24 protein-coding genes are annotated in these 22,935 nt (G+C 45.9%); all 24 read right to left on the bottom strand.

Features of this window, described 5'->3' with window-relative positions; genetic code table 11:
• Window positions 1-15 precede the first annotated feature (15 nt).
• Window positions 16-402, bottom strand: a complete 387-nt coding sequence (gene rbsD / locus QMA04_RS03025; RefSeq protein WP_191715003.1) for a D-ribose pyranase — start codon at window positions 400-402, stop codon at window positions 16-18.
• Window positions 399-1,280 carry a ribokinase gene (gene rbsK, locus QMA04_RS03020; protein ID WP_191715002.1) on the bottom strand — a complete coding sequence of 294 codons (882 nt, stop codon included), beginning with the start codon at window positions 1,278-1,280 and terminating at the stop codon, window positions 399-401. Before rbsK ends, rbsD begins: the two co-directional genes overlap by 4 nt.
• Window positions 1,277-2,260, bottom strand: a complete 984-nt coding sequence (locus tag QMA04_RS03015; RefSeq protein WP_290183920.1) for a LacI family DNA-binding transcriptional regulator — start codon at window positions 2,258-2,260, stop codon at window positions 1,277-1,279. Before QMA04_RS03015 ends, rbsK begins: the two co-directional genes overlap by 4 nt.
• A gap of 187 nt (window positions 2,261-2,447) precedes the next feature.
• The gene (locus QMA04_RS03010; protein WP_191715000.1) at window positions 2,448-3,692 is read right to left on the bottom strand and encodes a dicarboxylate/amino acid:cation symporter; all 1,245 of its coding nucleotides are present in this window, start codon (window positions 3,690-3,692) and stop codon (window positions 2,448-2,450) included.
• Window positions 3,693-3,860: 168 nt separating this feature from the next.
• Entirely contained in the window at window positions 3,861-4,235 is a 375-nt protein-coding gene (locus QMA04_RS03005) for a rhodanese-like domain-containing protein (protein ID WP_191714999.1), read from the bottom strand.
• A 91-nt stretch (window positions 4,236-4,326) separates the two neighbouring features.
• Window positions 4,327-5,730: an MBL fold metallo-hydrolase gene (locus tag QMA04_RS03000; RefSeq protein ID WP_290183918.1), complete on the bottom strand. Its 1,404-nt coding sequence runs from the start codon at window positions 5,728-5,730 to the stop codon at window positions 4,327-4,329.
• Window positions 5,731-5,895: 165 nt separating this feature from the next.
• On the bottom strand, window positions 5,896-6,714 hold the full coding sequence (locus QMA04_RS02995; RefSeq protein ID WP_290183917.1) for an enoyl-CoA hydratase-related protein: 819 nt from the start codon (window positions 6,712-6,714) through the stop codon (window positions 5,896-5,898).
• The gene (locus QMA04_RS02990) at window positions 6,698-7,600 is read right to left on the bottom strand and encodes an NAD(P)H-dependent flavin oxidoreductase (RefSeq protein WP_203338930.1); all 903 of its coding nucleotides are present in this window, start codon (window positions 7,598-7,600) and stop codon (window positions 6,698-6,700) included. The genes QMA04_RS02995 and QMA04_RS02990 overlap by 17 nt, the downstream gene beginning before the upstream one ends.
• Window positions 7,593-8,774: an acetyl-CoA C-acetyltransferase gene (locus QMA04_RS02985; protein WP_290183916.1), complete on the bottom strand. Its 1,182-nt coding sequence runs from the start codon at window positions 8,772-8,774 to the stop codon at window positions 7,593-7,595. The genes QMA04_RS02990 and QMA04_RS02985 overlap by 8 nt, the downstream gene beginning before the upstream one ends.
• Window positions 8,775-8,888: 114 nt before the next feature.
• Window positions 8,889-9,875, bottom strand: coding sequence for a quinone oxidoreductase family protein (locus tag QMA04_RS02980; RefSeq protein WP_290183915.1), 987 nt, complete (start codon window positions 9,873-9,875; stop codon window positions 8,889-8,891).
• A 19-nt stretch (window positions 9,876-9,894) separates the two neighbouring features.
• On the bottom strand, window positions 9,895-11,286 hold the full coding sequence (locus QMA04_RS02975; protein ID WP_203338920.1) for a short-chain fatty acid transporter: 1,392 nt from the start codon (window positions 11,284-11,286) through the stop codon (window positions 9,895-9,897).
• A 12-nt stretch (window positions 11,287-11,298) separates the two neighbouring features.
• Window positions 11,299-12,822, bottom strand: coding sequence for a class I adenylate-forming enzyme family protein (locus QMA04_RS02970; RefSeq protein WP_290183914.1), 1,524 nt, complete (start codon window positions 12,820-12,822; stop codon window positions 11,299-11,301).
• A 33-nt stretch (window positions 12,823-12,855) separates the two neighbouring features.
• A complete protein-coding gene (locus QMA04_RS02965; RefSeq protein WP_290183913.1) occupies window positions 12,856-13,629 on the bottom strand; it encodes an SDR family NAD(P)-dependent oxidoreductase in 774 nt (257 codons plus the stop codon).
• Window positions 13,630-13,677: 48 nt separating this feature from the next.
• The gene (locus tag QMA04_RS02960) at window positions 13,678-14,046 is read right to left on the bottom strand and encodes a MaoC/PaaZ C-terminal domain-containing protein (RefSeq protein WP_290183912.1); all 369 of its coding nucleotides are present in this window, start codon (window positions 14,044-14,046) and stop codon (window positions 13,678-13,680) included.
• Complete coding sequence (locus tag QMA04_RS02955) at window positions 14,043-14,486, bottom strand: FAS1-like dehydratase domain-containing protein (RefSeq protein WP_290183911.1); 444 nt, start codon at window positions 14,484-14,486, stop codon at window positions 14,043-14,045. Before QMA04_RS02955 ends, QMA04_RS02960 begins: the two co-directional genes overlap by 4 nt.
• A gap of 28 nt (window positions 14,487-14,514) precedes the next feature.
• Window positions 14,515-15,558 carry a phosphotransferase family protein gene (locus tag QMA04_RS02950; protein WP_290183910.1) on the bottom strand — a complete coding sequence of 348 codons (1,044 nt, stop codon included), beginning with the start codon at window positions 15,556-15,558 and terminating at the stop codon, window positions 14,515-14,517.
• A 19-nt stretch (window positions 15,559-15,577) separates the two neighbouring features.
• On the bottom strand, window positions 15,578-16,423 hold the full coding sequence (locus QMA04_RS02945; RefSeq protein ID WP_290183909.1) for a 3-hydroxybutyryl-CoA dehydrogenase: 846 nt from the start codon (window positions 16,421-16,423) through the stop codon (window positions 15,578-15,580).
• Between the two features lie 21 nt (window positions 16,424-16,444).
• On the bottom strand, window positions 16,445-17,230 hold the full coding sequence (locus QMA04_RS02940) for an enoyl-CoA hydratase/isomerase family protein (protein WP_290183908.1): 786 nt from the start codon (window positions 17,228-17,230) through the stop codon (window positions 16,445-16,447).
• Between the two features lie 12 nt (window positions 17,231-17,242).
• Window positions 17,243-17,989, bottom strand: a complete 747-nt coding sequence (locus QMA04_RS02935) for a 2-phosphosulfolactate phosphatase (RefSeq protein ID WP_290183907.1) — start codon at window positions 17,987-17,989, stop codon at window positions 17,243-17,245.
• Window positions 17,990-18,075: 86 nt separating this feature from the next.
• On the bottom strand, window positions 18,076-18,660 hold the full coding sequence (locus tag QMA04_RS02930) for a TetR/AcrR family transcriptional regulator (protein WP_203338912.1): 585 nt from the start codon (window positions 18,658-18,660) through the stop codon (window positions 18,076-18,078).
• A gap of 23 nt (window positions 18,661-18,683) precedes the next feature.
• Window positions 18,684-19,232 carry a TRAP transporter small permease gene (locus QMA04_RS02925; protein ID WP_203338911.1) on the bottom strand — a complete coding sequence of 183 codons (549 nt, stop codon included), beginning with the start codon at window positions 19,230-19,232 and terminating at the stop codon, window positions 18,684-18,686.
• 23 nt (window positions 19,233-19,255) lie between these two features.
• Window positions 19,256-20,578 (bottom strand): TRAP transporter large permease, encoded by a 1,323-nt coding sequence (locus QMA04_RS02920; RefSeq protein WP_203338910.1) that lies wholly within the window; start codon window positions 20,576-20,578, stop codon window positions 19,256-19,258.
• A gap of 80 nt (window positions 20,579-20,658) precedes the next feature.
• A complete protein-coding gene (gene dctP, locus QMA04_RS02915; protein ID WP_290183906.1) occupies window positions 20,659-21,774 on the bottom strand; it encodes a TRAP transporter substrate-binding protein DctP in 1,116 nt (371 codons plus the stop codon).
• A 176-nt stretch (window positions 21,775-21,950) separates the two neighbouring features.
• Window positions 21,951-22,931: an NADPH:quinone oxidoreductase family protein gene (locus QMA04_RS02910; RefSeq protein WP_290183905.1), complete on the bottom strand. Its 981-nt coding sequence runs from the start codon at window positions 22,929-22,931 to the stop codon at window positions 21,951-21,953.
• Window positions 22,932-22,935 lie beyond the last annotated feature (4 nt).

Below are 22,935 nucleotides of genomic sequence, written 5' to 3'. Positions count from 1 at the left end.
GTTCACCTGCCTTCTTTAAAAGATGACGCCGGAGCGAAGGACAATATTAGCGTAAGGTGTCGCTTCTCCAGTGCGGATAATCAATTTCGCCTGTTTGCTGAGATCTTTCAGCTCTTCATGTGTTATATAGTCTGCCTTCATTTTCTTTAGAATTTCATTTTCTACTTCAGGGTTGCCTTTGGTTATTTCCTGGGCAATAAACGCTGCTTCTGCTTCAAAGTCATCCAGGACTGCATCCAGGATGGTCAAAAACGCAGGGTCGCCTATTCTATAGGACAAATCAACGCACGGAACGCCCTTCGGAATCGGTAAACCGCAGTCGCCTATGACCAACAGGTCCGTATGGCCGAAAGCAGCCAAAGCTGACGCTATGTCACGGTTGATGATGCCATGTTTTTTCATGAGCGGGCACCGCCCATCCGTCCAAGGACTGCATCCCGTTCAGGCATACCGCCTTGCGCACCGAATTTTTCTACAGATAAGGAAGCGGCGGCATTGGCAAAGCGAACAGCTTGTTCGAAATCTTGGCCTTCCGCTATTGCAGCAGCCAATGCTCCGTTGAATGTATCGCCTGCTCCGGTTGTATCTACCGCTTCGGTAGGAAATCCTTCGACAATAACATGCTTTTCTCCGTCGAAAAATTGGGCGCCTTTTTGTCCAAGCGTCACTACAAGACGGTTTGGATACTCCTCCAAGGCCTGCTCCCAATTGCCGCCAAAAATCTCTTCCGCTTCGGTTTCATTTGGCGTTAAGTACGTACAATAGGGCAAAAAGTCAGCGGTAAATCCGCTTGCCGGCGCCGGGTTCAAAATAGTCGGAACACCGTTCTCATGGCAGATTTCCAAGGTTCGTTGAATGACTGGAATCGGCATTTCCAATTGCATCATCACCAAATCGCTGGCTGCCAATTGCTTCGTGAATCCCTCAATTTCTCCAGTTGTCACGCTATAATTCGCACCTGGCACGACAATAATGCGGTTATCTCCTTCCGATAGCAGGATGTTGGCAATTCCGCTTGCCCCATTGATCCGTTTGACCCCTTGGACTTGAATCCCCTCGGTCTCCAATCCGGTCAGCAGCTCAGTTCCAAATGCATCTTGCCCAACTGCTCCGATCATGTGGACATCGCTTCCCAGCCTTGCCGCTGCCACTGCTTGATTGGCTCCTTTGCCTCCAGGGACTGTTTTGTATAGATTTCCCAAAGCTGTTTCGCCCTGCTTTGGAAAACGATCGGTTTGGACGACCAAATCCATATTGATGCTTCCGACTACTGTAATCATTCCGCTACACTCCTTGTTGTTCCACGAATCACTAATTTCACGGGAACTTCATAAAAACTCTGTTCAATTTTCTTATTCTCAATTTGTTTGATCAGGACCCGGGTTGCAACTGCGCCCATCTTATAAACATCCTGTGCGACAGTGGTCAATCCCGGAGACAGCATCTCACCCATCGCCACGCCGTCAAAGCCAACAATCTGCAGATCATCAGGCACTTGCCTTCCGATCGTACCTGCGGCCTTTAAAGCCCCCGCAGCTGACACATCACTACTGGCAAAGATGCCGTCGATGGATGGATTATCCTGCAATGCCTGTTCCACCACTTTTTGTGAATCTGCAAAATGGAATGGGCAGGTTACTACCTGGTAATCCGCGTCTGATTGCCGAATCGCTTCCATGAAGCCAGCATACCGGTCATTGGCCGGGTTCAATTCTTCAGGACCTCTTAAGAAAAGGACATTCCGGCATCCTCTTTCGAGAAGCGCATTGGTGCCAATGACTGCACCTTCCTTGTTATTCGAGGAAACGACAGGTATCTTATCGTTGATTGCACGGTCAAGTGCTACAATCGGCACATTGGCATTGGCATAATGCGGTGCATCCAACTGATTGGAAGTCACGATAAATCCTGCAATATATTTTTTCTTTAATGTTTCAATATAGTTCTTTTCTTTTTCAGGATTTTCATCTGAGTTGCATAATACGACGGTGTAACCATATGTCAACGCAACATCTTCAACTGCACGTGCAAGTTCCGGAAAAAATGGATTTGTGATATCCGGCAAAATCAATCCGATCAAATTCGATTTTTTCGTATTGAGAGAACGTGCAACGGGATTTAATTCATATTTAAGTTCGTCTACTGCAGCCGTTACCGCTTTTGCCGCATCTGCACTGACGTACCCGCTGTCATTTAAGAACCTGGAAACCGTCGCCACAGAGACCCCTGCTTTTTTTGCTACATCCTTAATAGTGGTCATTTAAAACGACTCCGTTTCTCCTGCAATGTGTAACCGGTTACACATAATATATAATGCACCCTCTCATCTGTCAATGTGAACATTTACCAGTTACGATAGTCTTTTGAACCTAAAATAAGCCGTAAATACGATTTTTTCTTTCATTTCTATAAAAAAAGTTCCCTTAAGTTAAAGGGAACCCGTTTTTTTAAGCATTCATATTTTCCATACGCAAATCTCTGTTTTTCTCAGTTTCTGCTACATAAACCGCACATGCAGCATCACCTGAAATATTAACCGCCGTCCGTGTCATATCCAACAGACGGTCGATTCCGATAACCAGGCCGATGCCTTCAGGAGGCAAACCGACACTGCTCAATACCATGGCCAGCATAATCAAGCCTACGCCTGGAACGCCCGCTGTACCGATACTTGCTAAAACAGCTGTCAGCACGACCGTTACCATATCCATCGCTGATAAATCAATGCCATATGCTTGGGCGATGAACATTGTTGCAACACCTTGCATAATTGCTGTACCGTCCATGTTGATCGTGGCACCTAGAGGCTGCACAAAAGAACTGACGGATTTCGGCACACCTAGTTTTTCCTGTGCCACTTCCATTGAAATCGGCAAAGTCGCCGTACTGCTTGACGTACTGAATCCTACACTCATTGCAGGTGCGAAGCTCTTAAAGAACCAAATTGGGCTTTTCTTCGCCAAAAACTTGATGGTTCCTCCGTAAGTGAAAATTGCATGGACAAAGAGAGCTGCTAGAATGACCAGCATATAAGATCCCATGGCTTTCATTGCTGAGAATCCTTGAGACCCTACAGCCGTGGCAATCAAGCCAAATGTACCATACGGAGCAAATTTCATAACGATGCCTACCAAATACATCATGACGTCATTGCCCTGTTCGAATAAATGGACAAGACCTTTCGTTTTTTCACCAAGAGCCGTCAACGCCAAACCGATAAAGACAGCAAATACAATAATTTGCAGCATATTGCCTTCTCCCAGAGCCGCAATCGGGTTATCAGGAATCATTGCCAATAACGTCTCTCCAACAGATGGGGCTTCTTCTGTTTCAAAAGAAGCACTGGATAAATCAAAATCCCCAGCCAATCCAGGCTGGACCACAGCTGCAAGCGCTAAGCCAATAACGATAGCAATTGTTGTAGTAATTAAAAAATAACCAACAGTCTTAATACCAATTCTTCCTAACTTAGCAGGATCGCCAAGTCCAGCGGTTCCAAGAATGATAGAAAATAACACAAGTGGAACGACCAACATTTTAATCAAACTTAAGAATATTTGGCCAAGCGGCACAAATAAATATGTATTCAACGCTTCAAAGGAGTCAGGTGCGAATAAGTTGATCAGTAAACCAACAAGTGCACCTAAGACAAGTCCGCTCAGTACTTTTGCCGTTAATCCAGGTTTTTTCATTCATTTCCCTCTTTCGTTTCTAGACATAAAAACATTTTATAGGAAAGTGTATATTCATGACAACTTTTAAGTAATTCGCCGAATCTACAGTATCTTCAAAATAAATTAACTATTTTAAAATAAGAAAAAAGCCTGTATAAATGGCGAACCATTTATACAGGCTTTTGGTTAACAACAAGCGGTATGCATTTTATCTTCGTTATTTTCTCCCATCAAGCTATAGCTTGCCACTTGAAAACCTTTTTGATGGAGCAGGCGGATTGCCAGGTTTTTTTCCGACTGATTTTCTGCAAACAAGTGGATTGGTTTGTTCGGTATTTCCTTATATCCTCTTGTAAAATACGAAATCGGCAAATTAAAGGCTTCTGGAAGCGGCTCTTTATAAGAGACATTATAGGCACGAACATCGAGCAAGGTATAAACTTCACTATCAACTTGGCCCAGAGCCTCATGCGCTACTCCGTGAACAGGAACAGTTCTTTTATAAACGCCATAGGCTGTCAGGAAAACCGGGACGCCAATCAACATTAAACTTGTGACCATTTCATTACTCCTTCTTCTATAAAAAATCCTTGTTTCCAATTCAGCAATTGGAATCAAATCCACTTTACTTTCCTTTCAATCTTCAAGAACCTTAAACTGATATTTCTTCTTTCCACTTCTCGTAACCACCAGTCAGATTAACGAGGTTCTCAAAGCCACTCGCTTTAAGAAGGCTTGCTGCAATGGCTGAACGTGCACCTGCTTGGCATTGGACGATAACGGTTTTATTCGGATCGACTTCGTCCAGCCGGTTTTTTAACGTACCGACCATAATATGGTCAGCCCCGTTAATATGTCCTTCATCATACTCAGTTTGGCTGCGTACATCAAGCACATAGCCTTCCTTTGCTTCAATCAGTTTCCTCGCCTGCTCCGGTGTTACATTCTCATATGAATCCAGCTTTGCAGCCTCATTCAGCGCTTTTGAAACATCTGTATAGCCTGCTATATCGTCAATACCGATTGAATGCAGAACTTCAAGCACCGGACCCATTGATTCCGGATCCAACAAAAGATAGAGCGGCTTTTTATAGTCTACGATCCAGCCGGCCCAATTGGCGAATGATTTATTGAATGGAATATTGATGGATCCGGGAATATAACCTTTGCTGAATGAAGAAGCCGGGCGCAAATCCAAAACCTGATGCCCTTCTGCAATCAAACTTTCCAGTTCCTCTATCGAATCTATTTCTGCAGGTTCAGAAAGTTCCTTCACCAATTCTAAGCCGGTTTTATTCACTGCTTTCATAACAGCAAAATAGGAAGGCGGTTCGGGCTGGCCATCCAATAATTCTTTTTGAAATGCCAAGGCATCATCATATTGCAAGGCCCAGTTAAACAACTTTTCATAGCCGACTGTAGTTGAAGGCACAGCACCAAGCGCTTTTCCGCAAGCACTTCCCGCTCCATGAGCTGGCCATACTTGAAGATAATCGGGCAACTTTTTAAAGCGCTCAAGTGACTTGAACAGCTCTTTTGCGCCTGCTTCAGAAGTCCCTTGCATACCTGCCGCTTTTTCCAACAGGTCCGGTCTTCCTACATCACCAACAAATACAAAGTCACCGGTGAAAATCCCCATCGCTTTATCTGCCGAGCCGCCACGGTCCGTCAATAAAAAGGAAATACTTTCTGGTGTATGCCCAGGTGTGTGCATCACTTCAAACACCAAATTCCCTATCTTGAACTGGTCCCCATTTTTCAATAATTGATGATTGATATGTTCGAGATTCTCATATTTCCAATCTGCGTCACCTTCATCAGATAAGTAGAGGACAGCTCCAAAGCGGTTCGCCAATTCACGCGACCCTGAAACAAAGTCAGCATGGATATGCGTTTCCAAAGCACCAACAATATTCAAGTTTTCTTTCGCAGCAAGCTCTTCATAAGCAGTAATATTGCGCATTGGATCTATCACTACCGCTTCCCCTGTTGCTTGGCAGCCGACTACATATGAAGCATGCGCTAAATTTTCATCATAGAAATATCTCAATAGCATATCATCAATTCCTTTCAGTCATTTATTGATATCAATATACCACCCGGGGTATATATTGTAAAAGATTCTGCTTATCAAAGAGATTTCATTTGGTTAACTATAAAAAGGTTGGATCCAGTCGCCACTTTTGTGGCATCAGAATCCAACCTTTGCATCATCAGTTCTCTATTGCTGCTCTTCAAAAAAACTTGGCAGTTCACTGGCCTTCATTGGGAATTCCGCTTTTCGCTTATCGACGAATGCTTGAATCCCTTCATCGGCATCCGCATTTTGTCCTGCCCAGTGCAGGAATTTCGATTCAATCAGATGGGACTCAAGCGGATTCTCCTGCCCCAGCATTTTCCACAACAGCTGGCGGGTAAAGCTATTGGAAGTTGCAGCTGTATTTTCAACGATATCACGAGCAATTTCATAAGCCTTCGCCAATGGATCTTCCGATTCGTATTGCATCAATCCCGCTTCAACCGCTTCAGCAGTCGGGATGTAACGTCCGGTGAGGGTCCATTCGAGTGCTTTGCCGATTCCTACAACACGCGGCAGAAACCAACCGGATCCTGCTTCCGGACCGATGCCGCGGCGGCCGAACACAAAGCCGATCTTAGTGTCTTTTTTGACGATCCGGATATCCATCGGCAACGTCATGGTCATCCCGATGCCGACAGCCGGACCATTGATGGCAGCGATAATCGGCTTGTTGACTTTGTATACCTCCAGGCTCACCTGGCCGCCAAGGTCCCTGTAGTCTTCGGAAGATTGTTCGGAAGAGAAAGTGGATCCCCCTTCGGATAAGTCCATACCGGCGCAAAAAGCCCGGCCGCTTCCCGTCACCACGATGACGCGCACGTTATCATCATTGTTTACTTCCTTATAGAATTGCAGCAGCTCCTCGTTCATCTGCTCGGTATAGGCATTCATTTTGTCCGGACGGTTCAAAGTTAAAGTAAGGATTCCGTCCTGAAGATCTGTTTTAATCGTTTCGTACAAGCCCAGCCACCCCTTCCTCATATTCAGCAAGCAATTGATCCACAATTGCCTTGGTCGTCTCCCGTTTGGTGATGGTCGTTACGCCGTGGCCAGCTGACCAGATATCCCGCCAAGCTTTGGCGTTGACCAGATGCGACAAATCGATTTCATCTTTCGGTTTCAAGGTTTTCGGATCGATGCCTTGTTTGATTAAACTCGGAATCAACACATTGACCGGCACTCCACTGAAGGAATCGGTATAGAGGACATCTTCCACTGATGAATCGATGACCATCTGTTTGTAGTCTTCCGGCGCACTGCTTTCTTCGGCTGCCAGGAAACGCGTACCCATATAGGCATAATCCGCCCCCATTAATTTAGCTGCAGCCACATCCGCTCCTGTAGACAAAGAGCCTGATAAAATAATCGTTCCATTATAGAATTTTTTCACTGCCGCAATAAAAGCGAATGGGTTGATTGTGCCTCCATGCCCTCCCGCTCCTGCGCATACAAGAATCAGGCCATCCACTCCACTGGAAGCCGCTTTTTTCGCATGCCGAATATTGGCGACATCCGAATAAACCAGTCCTCCATAAGCATGGACGATCTCGATAACATCGGCAGGAGATCCGAGAGACGTGATGACAATCGGCGGTTCATATTGGCGAATCAATTCAAAATCCTCTTCATATCGTTTATTGGAGCCACGGTGGCAAATGAAATTGACTGCCCACGGCTTTTCTCCGAGTGATTCTTTCACTTCTTTCAGCCATTCAGCACAAGTCTCCACAGGACGTGCATTGAGCAGCGGAAAAGAACCGATCACTCCTGCGTTCGATGCTTCAATAACCATTTTGGGTGTTGACACCAAGAACATCGGCGCCACGATAACCGGCAGTTTAAGCATGTTCAATCACCACCGCAATCCCCTGGCCGCCGCCGATGCATAGGCTGGCTACTCCATATTTCCCGCCGCGGCGCTTCAGCTCATAGGCAAGCGACAATAAGACCCGTGCACCGCTCGCCCCTACCGGATGGCCTAATGCAATCGCGCCGCCATTGACATTGACCTTGTCACGGTCCAGACCAAGCTCTTTCTCCACCGCTAAATATTGCGCAGCGAATGCTTCGTTGAGTTCAAACAAGTCAATGTCGTCAAGCGTCAGTTCCGCCCGTTCCAAGGCTTGCTTGATCGCAGGTACAGGCCCGATGCCCATAATGGTCGGATCCACTCCGACCACTCCCCAGGAAACAATTCGTGCCATTGGCTTCAGGCCATGCTTATTTACCGCTTCCTCGCTCGCCACGACAAGCGATGCCGCTCCGTCATTTATTCCAGACGCATTGCCTGCTGTGACTGTCCCCTCTTTTTTGAACGATGGGCGAAGTTTCGATAAAGCTTCCTGATTGGCATCCGGTTTAATGTGCTCGTCTTTATCGACCACCACAACACCTTTTCGCGTCTTGACTTCCACGCCGACGATCTGTTCTGCAAATACACCGGATTCAGTCGCCCGGGCAGCTTTTTGATTGGATTCCACCGCAAATGCATCCTGCTCTTCGCGAGAGATATCGTATTGCTCCGCCAGTTTTTCTGCGGTCATCCCCATGCCGCTTCCTGTATACTGATCCGTCAATGTCGTAGTCAGCATGTCATCGAATTGCAGATTGCCCATTTTCGACTTGCTGAAACGCTGGTCAAAACTGGAGTATGGCGACATCGACATATTCTCGGCCCCTCCAGCCAATACTAAATCAGCTTCTCCTAACAAAATATGCTGCGCTGCCGTAACGACCGCCTGAGCGCCTGAGCCGCATAAACGATTCAAGGTCAACGCCGGCACTTCTTTCGGCACACCCGCTTTCAATCCGATATGGCGAGCGATATACGCGGCATTCAAACTGGAATGGATGACATTTCCATAAAAAACATGGTTGATGTCCTCCGCTTTAACGTTCGACCGCTTTAAAGCCTCAACTGCCGTCGCCGCTCCCAGTTCCGTGGCATCCGTATTGGCGAATGATCCGCCAAATCCTCCAAAAGCCGTTCTTGCTCCATCTATTAAGTAGACATTATTCATATTCCAACTTCCCCTTCCACCGTTTTCACTTCGTCTATCAACAGCTTACTTATTATTAGTAATTTATTTGAAAAAACATGAAGATTTTTCTGCCTCCTAAAACAACCTAGTAACTCAAGGAATCAGCAGCACTTTCCCGATGCTCATTCTGCTTTCGATATGGGCATGTGCCTGTGCAGCATCTTTTAATGCAAAACGTTTGGAAATTACAATTTCCAATTGCTTCTGGAGCAAGTATTCAGTTATTCTTTCCGCACCTTCCCTAAGAAATTCAGGCCTGTGCTTCCTGTAGGTGCCCGTGCTATATCCGATGACCGACCGGCAACTTGAATGAAGATCATCGGTTTTTGCGATTCCCGGCACCGAACCATCATTGGCATGGCCGAAAGAGACAATCCGGCCAAATGGCGCCAAGCATTTCAGGCTTTTCTCGAAGTTTTCGCCGGCCACTGTATCCAGAATGACATCCACACCTTTTCCGTTTGTCAGTTTATTGATCTTCTCTACAAAATCATCTGTCCGGTAATTGATGACTTCGTCCGCCCCAAAGGATTTGGCTTTCTCCATTTTTTCATCGCTGCCGACAGTGCCGATGATTCGGGAAGCGTCGAAGAGCTTCGCCAATTGAATGGCTGTAGAACCGATTCCCCCAGCCGCTGCATGAATTAAAATGCTCTCACCTTGTTCAAGCCTGGCCATCTTTCGAATGACATTATAGGCAGTGACACCGACAGTCAAAGAAGCTGCAGCCGCTTCGCTGCTGAGCCCATCAGGAATTGGATAAACCAAACTTTCAGGGGCCACAACAAATTCAGCATAAGAGCCACCAGATGGAAAGGCCATCACACGCTGCCCCGCCTTGAAGCGTTTTGCATCTGCTCCAGCTTCCACGACCACTCCTGCACAATCCAGTCCTGGCGTAAATACGGCATCTGCTGCCACACCGTGATACTGTCCTTGCCGTGCTTTGATATCTGCAAAGTTGACACTGATCGCTTCGACCCGGATCAGCACCTGATCTGCAGCAGCCTTTGGTCTTTCTACTTCTTGCAGCTCCAACACATCAGGCTTCCCGGTTTCTCTGACGACAATTGCTTTCATAATGCACCTCCTGTTCAAATCAGAAAATCAACATACAAGCTCCGATCACTAAACCGCCATAGATCAGCGCAATCATCGTATACCCCATAATGTCGCGAATCTTCAAGCCTGCAATCGCCAGCAAAGGAATTGCCCAGAAAGGCTGGATCATATTCGTCCAGCTGTCGCCCCAAGCTACAGCCATTACAACTTTAGCGGGATCGACGCCCATTTCAAGTGCAGCAGGAATGACCAACGGCGCTTGAACTGCCCATTGTCCGCCTCCCGACGGAATAAAAACATTCAGGATTCCAGCCGACAAGAACGTCCAAAGCGGCAAGGTGTTGTCTGTTGAAATATCAATAAAGAAGTTGGAAATCAATACCGCTAATCCGGAAGCACTCAGCATGCCCATGATCCCTGCATAAAATGGATATTGCAGAACGAATTGTCCGACGCTGCTGACGGATTTCAATAATCCTTCAGCAAGTTCCCGCACATTCGAGAACAACAACAAAGCCGCTGTCAGGAATATTAAGTTGACGGTATTCAAATCCAGTGAAAATCCGTTGGCGATAAAATGATTGATCAAATAACTTAATCCCAAAAATCCACCAATGAGCGGAATCAAACGTGTCTTTTCAATTTTGTCATTTGGATAATTGGTTTCTTCTTTGGCATCTTCCTCCACTACCGGTTCTTCCAAGCGTGACTGTTCCACAATATAGCGGTCTTTCGGATTTTTCGGGTGGATTAAGCGCATAACAAACGGCAAAGTAAAGAACAAAATGACCACAATAGCAATATTAAGAGCAGATAATAAGGTTTCTGAGATCGGAATTAATCCGATATCACCTTCAAAAATATGGTCGGCTGTTGCAACAAATAAAGCTGGAGAGGAAGACAAACCACCTTCCCAAATTAAAAACCCGGAATATCCTGCAGCAACGAGCACACGGTAATCTACATCAAGGACTTTTTTGGCCACCATCTTCGCGATAATCCCAGCTACCACCAATCCAAATGCCCAGCTGATCAAGGAAGCACCCAATGCTGTGAATGTCACCATCAAAATAGCAGAGTTCGGAGATTTTGGGATAGCCGCAATTTTTTCAAGTGTCCGCGAAACGGTCTTCGTTAGTGCAAGAGCATAACTCAAAACAAAGGTGGTAATAATTTGTGCTGTAAACGTCAGCAAGCCCCACATTCCGTCACCCCAATACGTCATCATATCGAAGGGGCTTGAATCTGTGAAAATGACGCCAGCAATAAAAGCGATGGCCGTCAGGATGATGGCAAATACAAATGCATCAGGCAACCATCTTTCTGCAATGCGTGCAAACACCCCTGCTACTTTAGCAAGCGGGTTGTTTTTGTTCGCATTCAACACTCTTTCCCGTTCCAATTCCTCAGCACTTTTCACTTTGGTCATCGTTGCTCCCCCTTACACCCATTTTTTCATCTGCTGTTTCTGGATCTTGCCGACTGAAGTACGCGGGAAATCTTCCGTAAAATGAATTTCCTGCGGCACTTTGAATTTGGCAAGGCGCTCCCTGCACCAGTCCAATAACTCTTCAGGCGCCAGGTCTCGATTTTCTTTTAAAATGACGAAAGCATGAATGGCTTCTTCATATACCGGATCCGGTACAGAAACGACTGCACTTTCAAATACAGCATCATGTTCATTGATGACGGCTTCAACTTCTCCAGCCGCTATGTTTTCTCCGGACCGTTTCATCATGTCTTTCTTGCGGTCGACAAAATAGAAAAGGCCGGTCTTCGGATCCATTTTTGCCATATCTCCCGTATAGAGCCAGTTATCCTGAATCGTTTCCGCAGTGGCAGACGGATTTTTGAAATACTCTTTCATGATCGTTACGCCCGGTTCTCCTCTGACCGTAATTTCCCCTTCTTCTCCCGCAGCAACTTCCTGGCCATTCTCATCTCTTAAAGCAACTGAATACCCGCAGGCTTCCATGCCGATGCTGATGGGATCCTGCAAGTCGTCCACTGGATTCATTAAAGGAATGGCGACGGTCTCGGTCATGCCGTACAGCTGGCGGAGCTCTACATCATATCTTTTCAGAAACTCTTCGTATTGTTGCTCTGTCAATGCCTGTGCATAGATGATCAGCCTGAGCGGGTTCTGTCGATCTTCGGGATCGTAGTCTTTTTTCAAGATCATTTTTATAGGAGCTGAAAAAAGCGAACCGATTGTCGCCTCCAACCGTTTAGCCTGCTTGACGTAATTGGTGGCACTGAAACTCTCGGTGATGGCGATGCCGGCACCGGCATAAAGAGCGGGCATCGCCATATAGTATTGGCCGTTGCCATGGAACATCGGCAATACAATCAATACGCGATCTTCCGGCCGATAGCCAAGCGTCTCCGCCATCTGCTTCCCGGTATGCAAATAATTCCGCTGCGTCAGCACTACGCCTTTCGGTTTTGAAGTCGTCCCTGACGTATAGAGAATTGCCGCTTCATCCTGTGGCTTAAGCTTGGGCATTTCCAAGAGGGGATCCGCCTGATCAATATCTGCCTCCAGCCAGCTTCCTTGTTTCCCTTCTCCTAATCGTGAAAATAACAAAGGCAAATCAAAGCTTGAGAATTTCTGCTCATACTCTTTTTCAGTGATGATCAACTTACTTTCTGAATGGCTTACCAGGTATTTCATTTCTTCTTCAGGCGACAAAACATTCGTCGGAACCATTACAGCACCGATAGACAAAATCGCAAACCAGGACTTCATGAAAGCACTGCCATTCGGCAGATGCAGCAGCACTTTGTCACCTTGTTTGATGCCCTTGCTTTGCAGTACCTGGGCAAGCTTGCCTACCTGTTCATAAAACTGCTGGTAAGTCATTCGTTCTACAGCACCATCTCTGTTTTCGACTACCAGAAATTCCTTATCCGGATTTTCTTTGCACCTTGATGCAAGCAGCTCTGCAACATTTGCGTATTTCATTTGTCTCCCCCTTGTTTCTGTCATCTTTCTCCATTAATTAGCCGTCCATCCTCCATCGATATAAAGAACTTGGCCAGTCACATAAGTAGAAGCATCCGAGGCAAAAAACAAAGCCGGTCCAATCATTTCATCCGCTCTTCCCATTCTTTTCATCATGGTCCGGTTAATGATTTTCTCAAACCGCTCTTCATCCTGCAAAAACGGTTCTGTCATAGGTGTAATTATGTAGGCTGGCGCTAAGGAATTAACCGTAATATCGTGTTCCGCAAGTTCAGCAGCCCATACTTTCGTCAGCTGGTCGATTCCGCCTTTGCTGGCTGCGTAACTGGTCTGCAGGGGATTGCCGATTTTGCCGAGAATGGATGAAATGTTGATGATGCGCCCGCTTTTTTGGTCAATCATTCGCTTGGCTGCCTGCTGTCCCACCAGGAAAATCCCCTTTAGGTTGGTTCCAATCACCTTGTCCCAATCTTCTTCTTCCACTTCAACCAGCGGCTTTCGGATATTCATTCCTGCATTGTTAACCAAGATATCAATTTGGCCAAACTCCTGATCCATGTATTCAAATAGCTTTTCCACTTCTGTTTTTAGAGTCACATCCGACGATTTCCAGTAAATCTGATGCCCCTGTTTTTTAATTCCTTCAGCTGCTTCTCTGAGGGCTGCTTCATTTCTTCCGGTTATGAGCACTTCGGCTCCTGCATGCGCCAAGCCAGCAGCAATCGCTAACCCAATCCCCTTGCTTCCTCCGGTAACCAGCGCTTTTTTACCGGTGAGATCAAATGTCGGGTACGTATAGTTTTCCATGATCTTTACCTTCCCCTTTCCATTGAAAGAAAATTCCGTCTTTTTTAACTAGGCAGAGCCGTTCTTTAATACAAATGTACCCATTAGTTTAGGTTGGCCCTGCGAGTCTTTAATATGGATTTCCCCTTCGTTTTCAGTCCGCATAGACCCGGTGATGACGAGTTCTGCCCCCGGATGCGTGACAGCCTGAAAGCGAACGCTAAAAGATTGCAGCTCCCGCTCTGGAAACCATTCCTCGATTGCCGCAGCTGCCCAGCCCATGACGAACATGCCATGTGCAATAATATCAGCCAGCCCTTTTTCTTGGGCAACAGCAGGAACGGTGTGGATTTCATTGAAATCGCCCGAAGCACCGGAGTATATCACGAGATCAATCGCAGCAAGGGGTTTTTTAATGATGGCCGGGAGCTCTGTCATATGCTCACCTCCAGCACTTCAATGAGGGTCGTTCGCCCTGTTGCCACTATTGCATTCCATTGGTTTCTGTAAACCGTCTCCAATAAGAAGAAGTTCTTTCCTTTTTTATGGAACTGCTCTTTTACAGACACTTGCGCTGTAATGACATCGCCGGCCACGATCAATTCGTGATAATCATATGTTTGCTCGCCGTGAAGCACATTATTTGGATCCAACTTGAGGAATTCTGAAAAAAGTTGATAGAAATTGCGTTCATTCCAATAGTCGATAACCGTCATAAAAGTAGGAGGAGCCGGTATTCCCCGATACCCTGCTGCTTTAGCCACTTCAGCGTCCATATAGACCGGATTTCCCAGCTGCAACGCCTTCGCAAATTCTCTTATCTTCCCTGCTTCTATCGTAAAAGGAGCATAGTCAAAAACCATCCCTTGCGCACTCATGAACCCACCTGCTTTTTATGAGTTGTCGTTAAATCAATTGGCCGTTTCTTGTCAGGTTAGCCATATCCATTAAATTTGAAACGGCTTGGTTCAAGTTGCTGAAACGGTCGTCGTCGATTTCTCCAATTTTCCAACGATAATGAATTTGCTGCAAGATAACGGCAAGTTTATAAAAACCGAATGTCACATAGTAATTCACGTTTGAAACGTCACGGCCGCTTTGTTTGGCATACTCTTCAATAAATTCTTTCCTGCTGAAAAACCCGGGCTGGCTTGTAACGATGTTGATGCCCATATCCGGATCATCCGGTTCACCCCAGTAAGCTACCGTAGACCCCAAATCACTCAACGGGTCGCCGATGGTCGACAATTCCCAGTCCAATATGCCGACGGCTTTCCCCGGGTCTTCTTGGTCGAGAACCATATTGTTCAATTTAAAATCATTATGGACAATCGTCGTTTCCGGATTGACCGGGATATTCGCCGACAGCCACTGCTCCAATTCCTCCAAAGCCGGAATTTCCTCTGTTTTGGATTGGCTATAGCGCTTGATCCACCCTTTTACCTGCCGTTCCATGAATCCTTCCGGCTTGCCCATACTGGCCAGTCCTGCTTCCCGGTAATCGATGGATTGCAGCTGAACAAGGGTTCTGATTACATTTTTTGAAATCGCCTCCCCAACCTGCTCTGAACTTCCGTAGGATTCGGGAAGTTGATCGTCGATTACGACACCTTGCTTTTTCTCCATAACGTAAAAATGCTTGTCCATAACTTCTGGATCTTCGCAATAAATATATGGCTTCGGTGCCAAAGGGAAGACCGGATTCACTTTCTCCAGCATCCGATATTCCCTTTCCATATCATGGGCACGCGGCGGCACTTCCCCAAAAGGCGGACGTCTCAGGACGCCTTCCCAAGTGCCGATCCGCACCAGATAGGTCAAGTTTGAATACCCTTCCGAAAATTGCTGAACGTCCATTTTCCCTTCAGGCAATCCCGGTATCGACTTACGCAAGTAATTTTCGACTTTCTTCCAGTCGATCGGTTCCACCGTTTTTTCTGTCGCACTCATTCCATCCACTCCCTGATTATCAGTCATATGTAAAAAATCCCTGTCCTGATTTGCGTCCCAAACGGCCGGCCCGCACGTATTTCTTCAAAAGCGGTGCTGGGCGGTATTTCGAATCATTGGTTTCGTTATAGAGCGTCTCTGCTACAAACAACATCGTGTCCAAACCGATCAAATCCGTTAAAGCTAACGGTCCGATCGGATGGCTGGCACCCAGCATCATTCCTTTATCAATATCCTCTGCAGATGCGATGCCTTCCGATAGGACAAAAATCGCTTCGTTGATCATCGGCGTCAATATGCGATTGACTGCGAATAATGGTGCTTCTTTAACCGATATCGCAGTTTTATTGAAACGTTCGGCCACTTGGTGCGCAATTTTAAACGTTTCGTCACTCGTTTGTTCACCTCTTATAATTTCAACCAATTGCATCACCGGTACCGGATTAAAGAAGTGCATGCCGATCACTTTATCGCTCCGTCTTACAGCGCTGGCCATTTCGGTAATGCTCAACCCTGATGTATTGGATGCGAAAATAGTAGAAGGTTTACAGATCCCATCAAGTTCAGTCAACAAACTCTTTTTGGGTTCAATTTGTTCGATGATCGCTTCGATGACCAAATCGACATCTTTCAAATCATTGATATTTCCCGTCGGTGTAATTCTTCCGCGAATTTCATCGCTTTGGCTTTGATCGATTTTCTTCTTCTCGACATTCCTGCTTAAGGTCTTCTCGATTCTCGCTATCCCTTTTTCCAGCCCTTCGGCATTCACGTCATACAAGAAAACCTTATAATTCCCTTCTGCAGCTACCTGGGCGATGCCATTCCCCATAATTCCTGCACCCACAATCGCAATGCTCTTCATCGCTCCATCTCCCTTCAAAATTTAGTGTCCACGAAAATCAGCCTTTCGCTTTTCAGTAAACGCTTTGACACCCTCTTGCATATCCTGTGTTTCAGCAAGTTCTGAAAACAATTGCGTCTCCAGATCCTGGCCTGCGGCTAAACTTAATTCCAATCCTTCATCGATTGCTCTCTTAGCATTCGCGACTGCCAACGGCGCCTTCAATGCTATTGACTTTGCCAACTTTACAGCGCTCTCAAACGCTTGTCCCTGCGGCACCAGTTTTTCCACCAAGCCCGTTTCGTATGCTTCTGTGCCTGACAAAAGTTCACCTGATAAAATCAGTTCTTTTGCTTTTCCGGCACCGACAAGGCGCGCCAAACGTTGTGTGCCACCGTACCCTGGTAAAATACCAAGTCCGGTTTCCGGCAGACCTAATTTTGAATTTTCTTCAGCAATCCGGATATCACAGGCAAGCACCAATTCCAGCCCTGCTCCTAAAACCAAGCCATGTACTGCACAAACAACCGGTTTTCCGCCTGCCAGCTTATCAAACATCTTTTTTCCTTTTTCCACCAGTTCTATGCCGCTGTCTTTCGTCAAACTCGGAAATTGACGAATGTCAGCGCCGGCCGCAAAGGCTTTTTCTCCAGCTGCCCGAAGCACGATCGCCCGAATTTCTTGATCCTGATCGATTTCACTAATAGCTTCGTTCAACTGGTTCAGCAATTCGTCTGTCAGCACATTCAAGGGCGGATTGTTCAAAGTCAGCACTGCCACCATCTCCTGGCGCTCGAGCTCAATCATTGTCCACTGTTCTTTCTGCACCGGCCTTCCTCCTCATAGTCTTTTAGTGGGTACTTTTTGATGGTCGTTTACAATTTTTCCGTCAGTAAACAACGGGACCACGTCCACTGTTTCGTAATGCCTTAGCACAAATTCCACTGAGTCTGTAAAGTTGAAGCGTTTTAATAAATGCGCTGTTTCACATTCATATAACTCCTTGAATGAATTTTCCTGTGCATGAAGATAAGCCTCTCTTGCCAGTTTCGAGGAATCGGATAATTCGTAACTTCCTTTGCGCAACAGGTGTTCCACAATTTGTCCCGCTCCAATGAAGTCTTCCATTGAAAAACGGTCATCATTTCCTGAACAGACCAGAACAATAGACGAACCATCTTGCTGCAGATGGATTCGCTCTGCAATTACGTGCCCATTCACAAGGGATGAAATAAAAAGCACATTTGCCTTGCTCGCCTTTTCAATGGCGATGGTGCCATTCGTGGAACAGATGATGGCCGCCTGCTTAGCATCGCTTAGCTTGATCAGGCAAGGATCAGGATATTGAAACCCGTGGATGGATTCCCCTTTAGTTTCTCCAAGAAGAATATGGGGTTCGCTATGTTGTTTGGACAACTCTATCGCCTGGGTACTGTCCTTCACTGCATAAATCGGTTCGAAATTATTTTCGAGCAAAAAAGCAATCGTCGAAGTCGCAAGAAGAACATCGATGACCACGGCAGTACAGCCTTTTAGCTTTTCTTCTGCCACCGCTTCTTTTTGGGTAATGACATGGATTTTCCTCATCTCGATCAATTCCTTTGAATTTATATCTTGTTAATGGGTTGATATGACTGTAAGCCATCATATTTTTCACGGATGGATGTTTTTGTTTAAGCCAACATCTTCAAAAAATATTCAGCATAAATATCTTCTACCTTTTCTTTCTTGAACTTTCCTTCTGGCGAATACCAGACCTGTACCCAGTTCGTAGCTCCTAGTATAATCATGCGCGCCATCTTTTTATCGGAAACCGTAAATTCTCCCCGTTTCACGCCTTCAGCTATGATCTTGTCGAAAATCCGTGCATATTGATCACGTTTTTCAATAATTTCTTCGATATTGTCCTCCGAAAAAAGTTGTTCTGGCTTTACGATCAGGTTAAAAACCTCTTTTTCCCGTATCGCAATGTCCAGATGCGTTTTAATCGCTTTTTTCATTTTGTCCATAGAAGATAATTCCTCTTGATAGATCGCTTCCATCTGTTCCATGGCTGCCGACAAAATCAAGTCATGGCAACTGTATAGAATTTCCTCTTTATTTTTGAAGTAATAATAGAGGGCACCTTTGGTCATCAGCAATTCAGCTGCAATGTCTTCCATGGTTGCGTTCTGATAGCCATTCCGTGATATAACCAAACTCGCAGAACGAAGAATATCTTCTTTTTTCTTGGCCACTTTTCGTTCCCGGAGACTCATGACACCACCTCATTCTTTCAGTATCAAAGCAGTTCTTCAGGCTTTGCTTCGGTTTCAATCATTACCATAGAAGGCTTTTTGACTAAAATATTCTTAATTAAAATAAAGACATTTTCAATCACGATCATGGCAAAAGCGATAGGAATCAGAAAGAATAGCGGATACAGTGGATACAAGGTTCCAGCAGCGGGAAACGCGGTCTTGCGTTCAAGGCCACTCATGGCATATTCCCAGCTGAATTGTACAATCAGCACGAGAACAAACAACTCAAGCAGCAACATGAAGAAAATCAGAATTCGTTGTGCTGTGGCATTCAGTTTTTCCAAGATCAAATCCATCTTCGGCAACACGCCTGACGCATAGACGTAGGCAAGCCCCGGAAAGACGACCAAAGGCATCATGTAATTCTGGATAATCTCAAATCCTCCGCGTATCGAGCTCGAAAAGAAGGTTCTCATGGCAACGTCATACACAATCAACAGCATCATCACCAGCACACTGATGCCACTGATCCAGATTCCTGCCAGTTTAATGTAATGAAATATTTTATAAGCTTTCCATACACCGTTCATTCAAATCCACTCCCTTCAATCGCTTACATGGAATTCGGCAGCCACGTGGCAAGCCCTGGAAACGCAATCATCAAACCGCAGACGATGACCATAGCGACGATTGCAAAGACCATGGCAATGCGGAATATTGATCCTGAACTGATTCCACTGACACCGGCAACTGCATAGACACTCAAACCGACAGGCGGAGTAATTAAGCCAATCGTACAGATAACAGCGACGAAGACACCGAACCAGAGAATATCGACTTGCAATTCTTGAATGATGGGCAGGATTACTGGAATTGACATCAAAATGACAGCAGCACCTTCTATAAACATGAACATGATGAACAGCACAACTGAAATAGCAACCAGCACCAATACCGGTGTATCCATAATTGGTTCGATCAATTCAATCAAGCGCCTCGGCAACAGCGATAAAGAAACAAAGCGCCCAAAAATTTGCGCACCGATCATGATGATCATGACCATTCCTGTCAGTTTTACAGTTTCAACAACCGAGGTTTTGAAAAACTGGAAATTGACTTTCCCCAGAACCAATGCCGCAAGCAAACCGACAAAAGCACCCACAGCTCCCGCCTCAGTCGGCGTAAAGATACCCGAATAGATGCCGCCGAATATGACGAGGACGATGATGACAGCAATTACGCTTACAACAATCAAACGGATAGCAGATAGTTTCTCCGGCAACGGTGCATCTTTGATTTCCGGTTCCTCAATTTGTGTGTGCTTTTTTCTGTCCATTTGGAAGTAAACCAACATCACCAGGATAAAAACAACCATGGTCAATATCCCTGGAATAAAAGCGCCCACAAAAAGACTGCCTACAGGCGTCTCAGTCGCTACTCCATAAAGGATCAGAATTATGCTCGGCGGTATAATTCCAGATAAAGAGCCCCCTGATGCTGCAATGGCTCCAGCAAGCGGTGCACTGTAACCGTGCTTGCGCAGTTCCGGAATTGCCACTTGCCCCAATGAAGCCGAGGTTGCCGTTCCTGAGCCTGAAACTGCCCCCAGCATGCCTCCAATAATCAAAGTCAAAACACCAAGCAAACTGTTTTTCCCTTTAGAAACCTTATGGACCATATAAAAAATGTCCTGGACCAAACCGGACTGAAGAATAAACTGAGCCATCAATACAAATAGGGGGATGGTCGTTAACGTATAACTGGCCACCCGGTTAAAGGGTTCATTTCCAAGCAGCCCCGGAAGAATTCCAAAGCCTTCCAATAAGATTAAGCCGATTATTCCACTGGCAAGGAGTACTGAATGTATATACAATCCCGTTACCAACAGGATTATCATCATTACCAGAATAATTCCTATGACCAATAAGTTATCCATTTCAAGACCTCCTTGCATCAAATTATAAAAAGAAAAAGGAATGGCTTTTGGATAATAAGCTATTCCTTTTTCCCAAACGGCTATTCCAGATTCATAATGGCTTCTGGCACTTCACCGCCTTCTTCAATTAGAAGATCTCTCCACATCTTAACCAGGTCATTTCCTGGCATGCCGTTGTCTTCAAGCAATTTTGCATAGTCTGTCCATGTTTCTTCAATCCCTTGGTTAAAGTGGTCTTGGACTGCTGGATCCAGGTCCGCAAAATCCACGAATTTTCCGCCATTCGCTTCATTTTCCGGTATGATTTCTTCTGAACGGGTAATCCACTCCTGCGCACCAGGCTCAAAAATCTCTTCGTTTGCCTGTGTCATCGCTTCCTGGACATTGTCAGGCATTTCGTCCCATTTCTCCTGGCTCATTCCAATAAACGCATTGAAATGCCCGAAATTGATGCCCGTCAACGTGTACCGGAACAAATCTTGGAAGCCATAGCCTGTCCAATCGGCAATGCTGTAAAATGCACCTTCAAATGTACCTCTGCTCAAAGAATCATAAATTTCCACAGCCGGCATCGTTACACTGTTGATGCCCGTCTTTGCAGCATACATTTCATGGATGCGGGACGGCGTGCGAAGCGAAGTGCCTTCTACATCACTGACTGCCTTAAACTCATGGCCAGTTGTGGAAATTGAGTATTCTTGTGTAGTGGAAATCGGGAATACTTTGAAATCACCAAATTGCATTTCGGTGTAGGTCTGGCCATCTGCCAGTTCCTCTTCACTTTCGAGAAGTTTTTTCCATGCATTTGAAGCAATCAGTGTATCCGAATGGTTCAGCGGCAACATTGTCACTTCCGCCATCGGGAATTGATCCGGCTGATAAATCGGCAGGACGATCGCAACGTCCACTGTACCTGTTTCCAACGCTTCCGCTTCATCGGGAACTGCTACCAGTTCTCCACCGGTGAACGATTCAAATTGGACTTGGCCTTCAGTGAGCTCTTCCACTCGTTCCATCCATGGCACCATTGAAGCTTCCCACCAAGCATGCTGGGCACTGAGTCCGGTAGCCGCACGCAGCGTAATTGTTTCACCTTCTGATGAAGAGCCGCCCGAATCCCCACCGCCCCCACATCCTGACAATAAAAGCACTAAACCGAGACCAGCTGCTGAAAAGCGAAATTTGTTTGATTTCATCTTTTTCCCTCCATCCGTTTAATGTAGTGATTGTGAAGACCTTTTTGCATCCACTTACAAAAGACCAATCCTATTTCCCATTAAATTGAAGAAAACTTTTTCTGAAATGGCTTCTTGAGGTTTCCATATCTGCAGCAATTTTTTGTTCTTTGTCCAGACTCTGTGGTCGATACTCCTCATGGTTTTACGACGAGTTTCCCATAAGTTTTGCGGTCACCTAATAAGTCCAAAGCATCCGGAACCTGTTCAAATGGATATTCTTCATAGATCATCGGCTGAATAGCGCCTTTTTCATACAAAGCCATTAATTCATGATGGGCTTTCATTACTTCTTCCGGATACAAATTGCGGAATAGGCCGAAATGTACGCCTACGACAGAATAATTTTTTATCAATGCGTGATTGGTCGGCGCATCCGCAATTCGGCCGCCTGCAAAGCCAATGACCAGTAAACGCCCTTCAAAGGCGATGCATTTTCTGGATCGGTCAAAGGTGTCACCGCCTACAGGATCAAAGATGACATTGGCACCTTTTCCTCCCGTAGCTTCTTTAACAATGGCAACAAAATCTTCCGTCCGGTAATTGATGACCTGATCGGCGCCAAGTTCTTTGCAAACGGCTGTCTTTTCATCACTGCCGGCTGTCGCGATAACAGTAGCTCCTGCCGCTTTTCCAAGCTGGATTGCTGCAGAACCCACGCCGCCTGAACCCGCATGCACCAGTAATGTCTCCCCTTTTTGAAGGCGTGCTGTCCGGTGCAATGCGAAGTATGCCGTCTGATATGTGATGAATAAAGAAGCGGCTTCACTGTAAGACAGTGAATCGGGAATCGGGAATATGCCTTCTTGCTTCACAACCACCCATTCGGCAAGGCCGCCACTCGGCAATTGAGGAGTAGCTAAAACACGCTGTCCGAGTTGGATATCTACTCCATCTCCTGCTTTTTCAATAACCCCTGCTATTTCAGCACCCGGTGTAAACGGCAAATCCGGCTTTTCCTGATACTTCCCTTGGCATTGGAGAATATCAAAAAAATTCAAGGCAGCTGCTTCCACTTTCACGAGCACTTCGCCGGCTTTTGGTTCCGGATTCGGAAGCTCTGCAAGTTCAAGTGCTTCCTGTGGATCTCCTATACGGACAACGGTCCAAGCCTTCATCTGC

This window comes from Planococcus sp. APC 3900 (assembly GCF_030407735.1).
GTDB lineage: Bacteria > Bacillota > Bacilli > Bacillales_A > Planococcaceae > Planococcus > Planococcus notacanthi.
Note: the sequence above shows the minus strand (reverse complement) of the source record. Positions and strands in the feature narration are given on the sequence as shown.